This window comes from Micromonospora sp. CB01531 (assembly GCF_001905095.1).
Taxonomy (GTDB): Bacteria; Actinomycetota; Actinomycetes; order Mycobacteriales; family Micromonosporaceae; genus Micromonospora.
On the sequence record NZ_LWLS01000148.1, the window covers coordinates 1 to 12,578 of the forward strand.

The 12,578-nt window shown below is 67.4% G+C and carries 13 protein-coding genes; 2 read left to right on the forward strand and 11 right to left on the reverse strand.

Annotated features, from left to right (window positions below):
- Nucleotides 1-462 precede the first annotated feature (462 nt).
- Nucleotides 463-669: a hypothetical protein gene (locus tag A6A27_RS46755; RefSeq protein ID WP_241825728.1), complete on the forward strand. Its 207-nt coding sequence runs from the start codon at nucleotides 463-465 to the stop codon at nucleotides 667-669.
- Nucleotides 670-721: 52 nt separating this feature from the next.
- On the opposite strand, the gene A6A27_RS41905 is transcribed toward A6A27_RS46755, so the two are convergent.
- A complete protein-coding gene (locus A6A27_RS41905; RefSeq protein ID WP_274534637.1) occupies nucleotides 722-1,795 on the reverse strand; it encodes a sensor histidine kinase in 1,074 nt (357 codons plus the stop codon).
- 10 nt (nucleotides 1,796-1,805) lie between these two features.
- Nucleotides 1,806-2,501, reverse strand: a complete 696-nt coding sequence (locus A6A27_RS41910; RefSeq protein ID WP_073840214.1) for a response regulator transcription factor — start codon at nucleotides 2,499-2,501, stop codon at nucleotides 1,806-1,808.
- An 87-nt stretch (nucleotides 2,502-2,588) separates the two neighbouring features.
- Between A6A27_RS41910 and A6A27_RS41915 the strand changes: the two genes are divergently transcribed.
- Nucleotides 2,589-3,206, forward strand: coding sequence for a M15 family metallopeptidase (locus tag A6A27_RS41915; RefSeq protein WP_073840206.1), 618 nt, complete (start codon nucleotides 2,589-2,591; stop codon nucleotides 3,204-3,206).
- 149 nt (nucleotides 3,207-3,355) lie between these two features.
- Here the strand turns inward: A6A27_RS41915 and A6A27_RS41920 are convergent, their stop codons facing one another.
- From A6A27_RS41920 to A6A27_RS41965, 9 genes are all read right to left on the reverse strand, one after another.
- The gene (locus tag A6A27_RS41920) at nucleotides 3,356-3,904 is read right to left on the reverse strand and encodes a GNAT family N-acetyltransferase (protein ID WP_073840215.1); all 549 of its coding nucleotides are present in this window, start codon (nucleotides 3,902-3,904) and stop codon (nucleotides 3,356-3,358) included.
- A gap of 308 nt (nucleotides 3,905-4,212) precedes the next feature.
- Nucleotides 4,213-5,142, reverse strand: coding sequence for a type II secretion system F family protein (locus tag A6A27_RS41925; protein ID WP_073840207.1), 930 nt, complete (start codon nucleotides 5,140-5,142; stop codon nucleotides 4,213-4,215).
- Nucleotide 5,143: 1 nt separating this feature from the next.
- The gene (locus A6A27_RS42715) at nucleotides 5,144-7,105 is read right to left on the reverse strand and encodes a type II secretion system F family protein (RefSeq protein WP_143194466.1); all 1,962 of its coding nucleotides are present in this window, start codon (nucleotides 7,103-7,105) and stop codon (nucleotides 5,144-5,146) included.
- A 17-nt stretch (nucleotides 7,106-7,122) separates the two neighbouring features.
- Nucleotides 7,123-8,394 carry a CpaF family protein gene (locus A6A27_RS41940; protein WP_241825729.1) on the reverse strand — a complete coding sequence of 424 codons (1,272 nt, stop codon included), beginning with the start codon at nucleotides 8,392-8,394 and terminating at the stop codon, nucleotides 7,123-7,125.
- 65 nt (nucleotides 8,395-8,459) lie between these two features.
- A complete protein-coding gene (locus A6A27_RS41945; protein ID WP_073840209.1) occupies nucleotides 8,460-9,647 on the reverse strand; it encodes an AAA family ATPase in 1,188 nt (395 codons plus the stop codon).
- 18 nt (nucleotides 9,648-9,665) lie between these two features.
- Nucleotides 9,666-10,445 carry a Flp pilus assembly protein CpaB gene (gene cpaB, locus A6A27_RS44730; RefSeq protein ID WP_073840210.1) on the reverse strand — a complete coding sequence of 260 codons (780 nt, stop codon included), beginning with the start codon at nucleotides 10,443-10,445 and terminating at the stop codon, nucleotides 9,666-9,668.
- Between the two features lie 35 nt (nucleotides 10,446-10,480).
- Nucleotides 10,481-11,671: a pilus assembly protein TadG-related protein gene (locus A6A27_RS41955; protein WP_073840211.1), complete on the reverse strand. Its 1,191-nt coding sequence runs from the start codon at nucleotides 11,669-11,671 to the stop codon at nucleotides 10,481-10,483.
- Nucleotides 11,668-12,078: a TadE/TadG family type IV pilus assembly protein gene (locus tag A6A27_RS41960; protein WP_241825731.1), complete on the reverse strand. Its 411-nt coding sequence runs from the start codon at nucleotides 12,076-12,078 to the stop codon at nucleotides 11,668-11,670. Before A6A27_RS41960 ends, A6A27_RS41955 begins: the two co-directional genes overlap by 4 nt.
- Before the next feature lie 242 nt (nucleotides 12,079-12,320).
- Nucleotides 12,321-12,578, reverse strand: a 258-nt coding sequence (locus tag A6A27_RS41965; RefSeq protein WP_241825730.1) for a Flp family type IVb pilin, incomplete at its 5' end; no start/stop codon positions are given.

Genomic DNA, 12,578 nt, shown 5'->3' on the forward strand with positions numbered 1-12,578 from the left:
CCCCGCATCCCTTGGAATAGATCGTCTAGGTGTACTGCCCAGGGAGCATGCCGCTGGTCGCGGTACCAAGTTGGGTGTGCCCGAGAATTCGAGCCTCCCTCGGGTCAGGGAAATGAATCCCCTCGGGATGGGAGGCGGCATGGCGCCCTAGGCGACGATCTTGGTGGGGTGAGAGTTCACGGCAGCCCTCGTTGGGCGTACGGCACGCTCGCGTGGCTGATCTTCTTCGTCGTGTCCCACGTGGTAGCGGTGTTCCTCCCCGGCGACGATCCGACCGGCGACGGACCTTGGGGCCGAAGGGCGTACGTGATCTTCAACATCACTCTCATCCTCATGTCGGCCGTCGGGGCGGCTGTTGTTGTAGCCACCGTCCGGCCATGGGGACGAAGCGTCCCTCGGGGGGCGCTACTCACGCCGCTGTGGTTTGGCAGCGCGCTACTCGTCCTCCGAGGGGTTCCCGGGATGGTCGAAAACCTGCTGATGGCTACCGGTATCCGCCGAGGCGGCTTTGTGGGGGCGGAAGACATCTCCACGGCTGAGCTCTGGGCCGGCCTTGGGATCAACACCTATTTCTTTGTTGGCGCCGTGCTGATCGCCGCGACCACGGTCTCCTACTTCCGCCGATCACGGGGAGACGCTGGTACGCAGCGCGGCCACCGACCCGACTAGGGAACTGGCCGATCTCGGCCGGGTCGGAGCCGTGCGGCAGTACCGCCGATCGTCATCTGCCAGTGTGCGGTGGCGCGACGGGGAGTTGCACCGTGACGCAGAGACCCCCAGCGGGCCGGGGGATCAGAGTGAGGATGCCGTCGTGTGCCTGGGTGATGCTCTTCACGATTGCCAGGCCGAGGCCGACACCTGCATGGTCACCGCGGATGCGTGCGGTGCCGCGCTGGAACGGTTCGGTGAGTGTCGAGACCAACAGCGGGCTGAGCATCTCGCCGGCGTTCTCGACAGTGAGCACCACAGTCTTGGGATGAAGGCTGGTCGTGACCCACACGGTGCCCTGTTCAGTCAGGTTGTGGACGATCGCGTTGTGCATGAGGTTCGTAGTCATCTGCAGCAGAAGCGCGTGTGAGCCGATGGTGGGGGTGATGTCGCCGGAGGTCTCGATGGTGAGGCCGCGTTTTTCTGCGAGCGGGAGAAGCGTTTCAGTCGCCTCTTCCGCTATGAGGGACAGGTCGACGAATTCTCGGGTGAAGGACCGCTGGTCGGCGCGGCTGAGCAGGAGCAATGCTTCAGTGAGGTCGATCGCTCGGGCGTTGACGAAGTGGAGGCGGTCGACAAGTTCGCCGGTGTCGCGGTTCAGATCGTTGCGGGCCACGTCGAGCAGTGTCTGCGTGATCGCCAGCGGGGTGCGCAGCTCGTGCGAGGCGTTGGCTGCGAATCTCCGCTGTTCGGCGACGTGCGCTTCGAGCCGGGCGAGCATGGTGTCGAAGGCGTCGGCGAGTTCACGGAATTCGTCTTCGCGGCCTTCCAACTGGATCCGGTGGGAGAGTGATCCGTTCGCGGCCAGGCGTGTGGCATGTGTGATGCGAGCCAGGGGCGCGAGCATGCTGCCTGCGAGGATCCATCCTCCCAGGAGGCCGAACACCAGCAGGAACGCCAGCACTGCGGCCGCCGCCGGGGTGAAGGCGCGCACCAGGTCGGCCTTGAGGGTCCGAATCCCACCGATGGTGTTGATCACCTCGGGTACGTAACGCAGCAGGAACACCCACACCGCGGCGAGCAACAGGGCACCTGCAAGCATGAGGAAGCCCGCGTAGCTGAGGGTGAGTTTGAGGCGAACGCTCAAACCAGGCGCCCTATCCACGGCCCCCGTCCTCACGACCGATGCCGGATGCTGTGTCGATGCGGTAGCCGACGCCGGCCACGGTGGCGATGATCCCGGGTTCGCCGAGCCGTTTGCGCAATGCCGAGACAGTAATGCGCACGGCATTGGTGAAGGGGTCGGCGTTCTCATCCCACGCTCGCGCCAAGAGCTCTTCGGCGCTGACGACACCGCCTTCGGCAGCGACGAGGACCTCGAGCACGGCAAACTGCTTCCTGGTGAGCGCGACGTACCGGCCGTCCCGGTAGACCTCCCGGCGGAACGGATCCAGACGCAGACCTGCGATTTCCCGCACCGGCGGTCTGTTGTGCGCGCGCCTGCGGTCGAGCGCTCTGAGCCTGAGTACGAGCTCTCGGAGCTCGAACGGCTTCGTGAGGTAGTCGTCGGCGCCGAGCCCGAACCCGGAGGCCTTGTCGTCAAGCCGGTCGGCAGCAGTGAGCATCAGGATCGGCATGCCGCTGCCGGAAGCGACGATGCGTTCGGCGATCTCGTCACCGGAGGGCCCGGGAATGTCGCGATCGAGGACGGCAATGTCGTAGGCGTTGATGCTCAACAGCTCCAGAGCGGTGTCGCCGTCACCGGCGATGTCAGCCGCGATCGCTTCCAGGCGCAACCCATCGCGGATGGCCTCTGCCATGTAGGGCTCGTCCTCAACGACCAACACACGCATGCTCACGATGCTACGAGCCGGCGCATATCGTCGGCATACCGAAAACCACATACGGGCTGACAACAAGACCCTGCCTTGACTGACAGCATGAGTCAAATCACAGCAGCACGAACAAGGGCCCGCAGGCGGCCCATCGCCGTCGGCCTGATCGTCGTCGCGGCCGCGATCATCGGAACCCTCGTCTACCAGTCAACATCGTCAACGGCGCCCTCGCTCAGCGAAATCCTTCAGGGCGATCACGGGGGTACCGCTACCGAAGCTGACGGTGCCCTCCCCGACACCGTGACAGTATTTGATGACGAGTATCCCGGCGTAACCAACCTCGACCCGGATCTGCTCCAGGCCCTGCGTAAAGCGGCAACGGATGCCGCGCACGACAGCATCGAGTTCTACATCAACAGTGGCTGGCGTTCCCCCGAATATCAGAAACAGCTTCTTCGTGAGGCGGTCTCGAAATACGGCTCGGAAAAGGAAGCCGCCCGTTGGGTCGCCACCCCGGACACCTCTTCTCACGTTTCCGGGGAAGCGGCCGACCTCCGCCCCTTGAGAACCACAGAGTGGCTGTCAGAAAACGGCGCCGAATACGGACTGTGCCAGATCTACGGCAACGAGCCCTGGCACTATGAACTGCGCCCTCAGTCGATCGATCGTGGCTGCCCTCCCATGTATGCCGACCCCACAGGCGATCCGAGGATGCGGCAGTAGCCGGCGCTATCTTCCGGCCCCCACGGAACACGTCGTGGGTATCGTCGAGCACTCGGCGCAAGTGTGCACAAGGGCTAACAGCCCCACCCGGACGGGAGGCTGGACGGTCTACGACTGCCCGACGAGGAGATCCGCAAGCATGCCCCTGGCTAGCCGTGCCACTGCTCGGCGAGCAGTCCGTAGATCAGAGTGTCCGCCCACTCGCCCTTCATCCAGTAGTCCTGGCGCAGGTGCGCTTCCTTGACCATGCCCACACGTTGGCACAGTCGCGCCGATGCCTCGTTGCGCGCATCGAGTCGAGCAATGACCCGGTGCATGCCGCAGTGCTCGAAGGCCACGTCGATGAGAGCTCGAACTGCCTCAGTGGCAAACCCACGGCCGGACATCGACGGGTGGAAAATCCAGCCCATCTCACCCCGGGACAGCGTCTCGTCAGCCGGCCACAGAACAACATCGCCGACGACCTCGCCCTTGTGCTCGACCACCAGCGCCAGAGCGGAGTCGATCCCGGCTACACCCAAACGGTTGATGCGCTTGGCGACCTGCTCGGCCGCGTGCTCGCGCGACCACGGCTCCCAGGGAACGTAGCGAGCAACCAGCGGGTCGCCGTAGTAGGCGAGCAAGGCATCCACGTCATCCAGCCGATATTGACGTAGGAGCAGTCGGTCAGTACGAATCGGCAATGCCAACTCAGACATGTCCCACAACTTACCTTCCCTGACCATGACGTGATCGCGGCCGTCATACGGATTCGCGCCAACGACCTGCCCAGAGGACACACCGCACCCCCCGAGCTCGCCGCCGCGCCAGCGTGGCCGGGGGCGTCAAGATCCGCTTGACGCCGCCGACCGGACGGCGCCGCTCAAAGCATCGCCACTGGCACCAGTCGCAGGGCCTCGACGCCATCAAGGCGTTCAATCCCGGGCAGCCCGGTCCCACCCTTCCCGTTCAAGGGAAGTTGGAGCCGCAGCGAAGCGCGCGTCACCTGCATGTCCTGTTGTTCGGATCATCGGAACAAGCCGCTCTGCAGGATGTTGATCACGCCAGGCCCGAGCACGACGATGAACAACGACGGGAAGAGGCAGAACACCAGCGGGAAAAGAATCTTCACCGGCACCTTCTGGGCCAACTCTTCGGCCCGCTGCCGCCGCCGCACGCGCATTTCCTTGGCCTGCTCGCGTAACACCTTGGCGATGGGGATGCCGAGTTCACTGGCTTGGACCATGAGTGCGCAGAACGTCTTCAGCTCGACGACCTTCGTACGCTGGCCCAGCCGCCGCAGTGCGTCCACCCGGGTCATACCGAGTTGGATCTCCTGGAGGGTACGGGCGAACTCGCTGGCCATCGGGCCCCGGCCGTAACGCGTCACCTGGACCAGCGCAGCGTCGAACCCGAGTCCCGCCTCGACGCTCACCGTCAGCGTGTCGAGAATGTCCGGCAGCGACCGCCGGACCGCCTCCTGCCGCCGATAGCCCAACTCATAGATGATCAAGTCAGGAAGGTAGGCCCCGAGCACCGCACCGAGCGCGCCCCCCAGGATCGCAGCGGTCAGGCCACCGAGGAGCGAGCCCAGGCCGCCCCCGCAGACGGCGAGCCCGATCAGCCCCAGCCCCTTGACCTCATAGACGCGGTCCACCGTCCAGTACGCCGGGTTTCCAGCGAAATCGAGCCATCTCCGCAGCCGATCGATCCCGCTCGCGGGCGTCAGCGCACGGCCGATCCGCATCATCCGATCGGCCAGCGGCGAGATCACCCGTTGGCTGAACGCCTCATCGCCCGGTCCGGCCTGCCCTGCGGAGTAGACCTGGTCGATGGCGGTCAGGCCCTTGGCCACGCCGACCCGGTCGAAGCTGGCTGAGGCGATCGTGACCACGATGAGCGTGACTCCGACGAAAACGGCCGCACCCGCCCCGATGAGGATGGCCATGCCGCCCATCTCAGACCTCCACCTTCACGACCCGGACCATCCAGAAGATCCCGACGAGCATCAGCAACACGCCCACCACCAGCAGCGAGATACCCAGCGGCTGGCTGACCAGGGGGCGCATGTAGTCACCGCGGATGGTGAACATGAACAGGCCGAGCACGATGGGCAGTCCGATCAGCACCCACGCCGAGAGCCGGCCCTCGGCACTCAACGCGCGGACGTGGCGCTGCAGACGGCTGCGTTCGCGCATCGTGTCGACCGTCGTCTCCAGCACCTCGGCGAGATTGCCGCCGACCTCATGCTGGATCCGGATGGCCATGACGGCCCACTTCAGGTCCTCGCTCCTGGTCCGGTCCGCCACCCGCAGGAGAGCGTCGGCCAGGTCGGCGCCCAGCCGATGCTCCGCCAGCGCCCGGCCGAACTCCTCGGCGATCGGGTTCGGTGCCTCGCGGACCACGGTGTCGAGTGACTGGCCGAGCGAGAAGCCCGACCGCAGCGAACCGGTCACCAACTGCAAGGCGTCCGGCAGTTGCTCGACGAACTGACGGGTCCGGCGATCGGCCCGGAACGACTGATAGAACCGCGGGCCGAGCCAGCCGAGCAGCACCCCGAGCAACAGCCCGAGCCAACCGAGTACGGCCACGCCGAGCGCTCCGCCGGTCACCACCGCACTGGCCTGCATCAGCACCCACTCGTGTGGGCGCAGGCGCATCCCCGCCTGCTCCAACCGCAGGCTGATCCGCGCATCGAGACCGCGCGATCGGAGCACGGTGGCGCTCGCCGCCAGCACGTTCCTGGTGAGGAAGGTGGGGCCGGTCTCCGGCGTCACGGGAGACGGCTCGGCCCGAGCCGGCCCGAACTGGCTGATCTGCCGGATCCGCTCCTCCGTCGCCGCCGAGCGCGGCCAGGCCAGCAGCAGCACCACCAGCAGCAGGCCGACGAAGGAGACCCCGGCAACCACCCAGATCGCCCAGGCCGGCAAGCCGGTCTGCGCCAGGCTCGGTGCGGCAGCGGCCGGATCCGGCACCGGATCCACGAACGCCACCGGCACCGAGAGAGCCAGCGGCCCGCCGGCGACCGTCACCGTCACGACGAGGTCGGCGCTCTGCCGCGCCAGGGCGTTCGGCACCTGCGCTTCGACGGCGAGGAGCACGGAGAAGGTCGACGCGGCAACGCGGAACTTCTGCGCCAGCGAAGCGTTGTCGGCTGCGGTGAGCAGGTTTCCGCCCCCGGCCTGGGCGAGCGCCTTCAGGTTCTTCAGCCCGGCATCGGTGGCTTGCGCAGCCACGACGTCGGTGGGTAGGCGGCCGATGCGGAGGGCCTCGGCTACCTGGGGTCGGGTGGCGGTCGAAGCGGTGTCCGCACCGTCGGAGAGCACCAGCATCCGCCGATCCGAGTCCGGACCAAAACCCGCCTTCTCCAGCGTGTCGCGCCCAAGGAGGACCCCGTCGTAGAGGGCCGTCTCGCCCTTCGCGTTCAGCTTTCCGAGCGCCCGGGTGAACGCGGCCCGGTCGTCGGTCGGGCTGAGCAGGAGGCGCGGGCTGTCCGCGACCGCGATCAGACCCAGCCGTACATCGTCCGGCAATTTGGCGGCCAACGCGCGGGCGGCGGCGCGGGCGGCCTCCAGCCGGGCACCGGCCACCGACCCGCTCACGTCGAGAACCACCATGAACGCGCGCGCCGGCAGGTCCGTTGAGGTGCCGGCCGAGCGGTCGACCCGGTCCGCGCTGACGGGCAGCGTAGTGTCGCCCACGGCGACCTGCACCGTCGCCGGATCCAGCACCGAGTTGAGGGGCAGGTCACGCGCCGCCAGCAGGAACCGCACCTTGCCCGGCGACGCCGTCAGCCCGGACACGGCGAGGCTACCGGCCGGAGCGGCGGAAACCGGCGGCGGCGCCAGGACTGCCGCCAGGACAGCGAGTACGCCGATGAGGCCGGCCCTGCGGACCCGCCACCGGGTTGCACTGTTCACGATGCTCGTCGATCCCGTCATCGAAGGGGCGCGGTGAGGCCGAAGATTGCGGGATCGAGCATGACGCCCACATCCGCCAGTTTCTCGACGAAGCGCGGGCGCAGGCCGGTCGGGCGCAGCATGCCCGTGAGCTGCCCGTGCGCGTCCATCCCCGCCCGGTGGTCGTAGAGAAAGATGTCCTGCAGGCTGATCACATCCCCTTCCATCCCCACGACCTCGGTGATGTGCGTGATCCGGCGGGTGCCGTCACGGAGCCGGCTCTGGTGCACGATCAGGTCGACAGCGGAGGAGATCTGCTCGCGGACGGCGCGGATCGGCAGATCCATGCCGGCCATCAGGACCATCGTTTCCAGCCGGGACAGCGAATCCCGTGGGGAGTTGGCGTGCACCGTCGTCAGCGAACCGTCGTGACCGGTGTTCATCGCCTGCAACATGTCGAGCGCCGCGCCGTCGCGGACCTCGCCGACCACGATCCGGTCCGGGCGCATCCGCAGCGCGTTGCGGACCAGGTCCCGGATGGTCACCTCGCCCCGGCCCTCGATGTTCGGGGGCCGGGCCTCGAGCCGCAGCACGTGTTGCTGGTGCAGGTGCAGCTCGGCGGCGTCCTCGATCGTGATGATCCGCTCGTCGGGTGGCAGGAACTGTGACAGCACGTTGAGGGTGGTGGTCTTGCCGGTACCGGTGCCGCCGCTGATCAGGATGTCCAGGCGACCACGTACGCACGCGGCGAGCAGGTTGGCCACCGGTCGACTCAGCGTGCCGAACCCGATCAGGTCCTCGATGCCGTAGGGGTCGGCGGCGAACTTCCGGATGGTCAGCTTCGCCCCGTCGAGCGCGACCGGCGGCAGCACCGCGTTGACCCGGCTGCCATCCGGCAGCCGCGCGTCCACCATCGGGCTGCTCTCGTCGACTCGCCGGCCCACCCGCGCCACGATCTTGTCGATGATCCGCCGCAGGTGCTCCTCGTCGAGGAAGGCGGCGTCCACCGGCAAGATGCGCCCGCTGCGCTCCACGTAGATGCGATCCGGCCCGTTGACCATGATCTCGTTGATGTCCGGGTCGCGCAGCAGCGGCTCGATCGGGCCGTGGCCGAGGATGTCGTCGCAGATCTCGGCGGTGATCCGGCCCCGGTCAGCGCCGGTCAGCGCCGTCTCCTCACGGGAGAGCACCGCTTGCAGGGTCTCGCGTACCCGTCGCTCCATCACCTCCGTCGAGCGCTCGCTGTAGAGCGTCGGCCCGAGGATCTCCTGGAGTTCCTGGTGGACCCGCCGCCGCAACTCCGTCAGCATGGGACGCGCGGCTGGGCGCCATTCGCCTGGCTCACCATGGTGGCGGCCGATCCGCTCGGTCAGGCTCATCGCTTACCGCCCCGCCCGAACAGGCCGCGCAGGCCCTGCGAGGTGGGCTTGCTCGCCGCGGTGTCGGCCAGCTGGCCGGCGGCGAAGTCCCGGATCGCCTTGCTGACCGGGTGTGCTGGGCTGTCAGCCACGATCGGAATCCCCTTGTTGATCGAGACCGGAACGTCCCGGCTGGACGGCACGTACGCCGAGATCGGGACCCGGATGACGCGTTCGATGTCGGCGGCGGTCAACCCGACCTTGGCGTCGGACCGATTGAGCACCACGAGTCGTTGTTCGTTCGGCAGTCGCAGCAGGTCGAAGGTGTCCAGGGTGATGCGCAGGTTCTTCAGGGCCGGGATGTCCGGCGTGGTGAGCAGGACGTGCAGGTGCGACCGCTCCAGCGCGACCAGCACGTGTTCGTTGAACTGCGGTGGCGTATCGATCACCAGGTAGTCGAACATGCCACCGGCCAGGCCCAGCACCTTGGTGACGAGCTGTTGGGAGACCTGCTCCGCCTCGGTGGGGCCGGGCGGCGCGAGCAGGGCATGCAGGCCGGGGCTGTACGGGGTGAAGAGCGCACGCAGCGCCTGCTCGTCGAGTCCGGCACCGAACTCGGACGCGTTGGCGATGCCGCGCTGCGGTGCCAGTTGCAGCATGATCGCCACGTCGCCGAAGGCGAGATCCAGGTCGATCAGGCCCACTCGGCGGGTGCCGCCGGCGGCCAGCGCGATCGCCAGGTTGGTGGCGATGGTGGTCTTGCCGCAGCCGCCCTTGGCCGCGAACACCGTGATCACCTTGGCTTCCTGCTGGAGGCCGGCCTGTTCCGGGACCACCGGGCTGACCGGAGCCATCTGCCGGGAGATCTCGACCGACCGGGCGCATGCGGTGAGCAGCGCCACCCGGTCGTCGACCGGCACCACCTCGCGTACGCCGGCGCGCAGCGCCTCGCCCAGCAGCACCATGTCCACCATCACGCGGATCAGCACCACGCCGAGGGCGGGGCGGCTGAGCCGGTACTCGGACGCGATGGCCAGTGCCTCGGGCAGTTCGACGCCCGGTCCGAGGACCACCAGCTGCTCCGCGGGGCGTTCGGCGAGCAGCCGGGACAGGTCCTCGCGCGCCGCTGCCGGATGTACGTCGCCACCGAGCAGCACGGCGACCCGCTGGGCGTCGCGGGGCTGCGGCTCGTACAGGATGGTCATGGGTTCACTCCGTCCGCATCACTGGAAGATGGAGTCCACATGGGTGTCCTTGTCGGTGTTCTCCACGCCGCCGCCCGGCTTGGCCTGGACCGCGTCGGTGAGCAGGCCGAGATAGAGGCTGCCGGTGTTGAGACCGAGGATCAGCCGCTCCGCCTCCTTCTGGCCTACCGCGAGGGTGACCAGGAGAGTCCCGTTCCTGGCCGACGCGGTTTCGCCGGTCGTGGTGTCGTCCTTGGTGTCGCGCGGCGGGGTGTAGGTGCCGACGGCCATGACCTGGACCTTTTCCAGCAGTAGCCGGGTTCGTTGGATCTTGCTCTCCTGGCCCGCCTTGTCGAGGAGCTTGTAGGTGAGGAAGATCGCGACCTCGGAGCCGGGCCGCACGTATCCCGCGACCTGCTGTGGCGCGCCGGTCTGCACCGTCACCGCCATCTTGCCGTCCGGCAACTCCAGCCCGCTGGTCACCTGGCTCGGCTGGCCGAAGTTCGCCTTCAGCAGGACCTGACCCTCGGCGATGTTCGAGGTGACGACGAGCTTGTCGAACTCGGAGCTCACCGCCGGCAGTGCGTCGCTGGGCACCGACGACCTCGGCATCCGCTCTGTCCGGACCAGATGGTCGGCCTGAATCCGCGCGCCGGTCGTGCCGGACTGAATTCGGGCCGTGGCGACCACCACCGTCACCGCATCGGTGATCCGCGCCCTGGCCCGGGCGTCCGCACTCAAACCGTAAAAGAGCACTCCGGCGGTGCCGATCGCGGCAATCACGATGGCGAGCATGATGGTGACGATCCGACGTGTCATGAGGGGCTTCCTGGTCGTTCGATCTGGCGGGCGAGTTAGCCGATAAGGGAGATGACGGTGGCGCCGAGCGGGTCGAGCGGGCCGGTTTCCACCGGCCCCGGCCGCAGGACGTCCACGAAGTAGCCGTAGAGGCAGCGGTCTTCTCCGCTGCAATACTCCTTGCCGGTCAGCCAGGACGCCCTTCGTTTCGCGGCGGGAGTACCGAGAAAGTAGCCGGTGGGCACGAACGCGGCCATTCCGGCGATGTGGTATTTGGCTTTGCTGCCGGTGCCTGCGACCGTGTCGTAGATCGGGATGTAGAGAACTTTCGCGGCCGAGGCACCGGTGGTGACCGGCTCGAGAACTTCGGTGCAGTTCTTTTCGACAACGCCGGTCGGGCCTGCCGTGAACGTCTCCGTCTTGCACGCGCCATCGTCTTGCAACCAGCCGAAGCCGCCAGGGGCATCCCAGCCCGGGGGGCCCTTCTCGCCGGGGCAGAGGCTGCTTGGATCCTTCGAGTCGTGGGTCCTCAACACGACCTCGTACGCGTCGCCGGGACTCGGGATTGGGTTTGCCGGATAGGGCGGCGGGGCCGGGAAATGTTCCCCGTTCTTCGTGGCGTGATCCCATTCGCATTTCGAGAAGGTCACCGCCAGGCCAGCCTTCGGCGCGCCCCAGCTCACCCGGGCGCAGGCCCCGACCGTGGTGCCTTCGTAGTCCTCGTTACCGAGCAGGGCCCTGGCGAAGGACGGCGGCAGCAGCGTCGACCCGTCCGAGGTGGCCGTGCTGGTGCGCACCTCGAGGTAGCGCCCCGATCCGGAGGGTGCGCCATCGATGCACCTGGTCAAGTTGCCGGCCCGAGCGGGGCAGGGAAACAGGTCCGCCACGCCGGCCACGGAACCGCAGATCGTCAATGCGTTGGCGGCCCCATCCCGGGCGTTGTCTCTGGCGTACCGGCCAGCGATGTTCCTGCGGTTCACGTCGGTGCACGTGCTCAAATCGGCGGCACAGGACTTGGCAACGGCGATAGCCGCCGCGTCCGCGCCGCTCTGCAGTTCCTCCCGCTCGACGTAGAGCTGGCCGACGTCCACGACGAGCGCGAGCATGCCGAGCAGCACGCCACCGGCGAACAGGACGCCGAAGACGGTGGCGACCCCGCCGCGGTCGTCGCGCCGAAGGCGACGAAGAATCCCGCCCCGGCCCGGCCGCCGCGCCGCCGACTCGGGCGCTTCGGACGGATCGCTCAATGCACGCATGGCATCACACTCGTAGCCCTCAGCGTCGTCCCGCCGCTGCCGATCATGAAACCGAGCGGCGTGATGTAGGAGAAGGTGTACCTGACCTCGGCAGAGGCGTCGTCGCCCGACACCGGGGCCCCCGGGCAGCCTCTGATGGTTGGAGTGACGAGGGGGCTGTTTCCCGTCGCTTCCGCAACCCGTGCCCTGCCCGCGCTCGTATCGATTAGTGCGGCGGCACGGGCGCCCTCCCGTGCTGCCTGGCTGATGACGATCTGCGCGTTGAGCATCCGTCCGAAATCGATGATGGCGAAGACGACAAGCAGTACGACCGGCAGCAGCAGAGCGAACTCCACCGCTGCCGCGCCCCGGTCCAGCGGCCGCCTAGCCTTGCCCATTGCCGCCTCACCAGCGAGCATCGTCACCCTTTCCAAGGAGTGTTCCGGACCGCGTTTACCAACAGGATGGGAACCTGATTGGCGAGTGGTGGAGGCACCGCTCTTTGGTCGAATCGCTATTGACGCACCCGCTACTGCGCGACGAGGGTGTGTGCATGCGAATCCCGCCAGTTCGGGGATGGGCGGCCAACCGCCCATCCCCGAACTGCAGCAAGTGCTAGCGATCGCAGGTGGATCGCAGTACCGATCCACCTTGCGCTTGGCTACCAGGCGCCGATATCGGTGGCGAGGCCGCTGAAGAAGGTGTTCAGGGCCCCACCGAAAAGGCCAACGCCGACCACGATGATCAGGGCGATGAACGCCACCAGCAGGCCGTACTCGACGGCGGAGGCGCCCTCGTCGCGGCGCCGCAGTTTACTCAGAAGCTTGACCATGAATGTGTCCCTTCCGCATCCGTTCACGTCGAACGGGAATTTGTTGCCGGACGTTAACCTCGGCCCTTCGTTAAGGGCTGTCCAAGG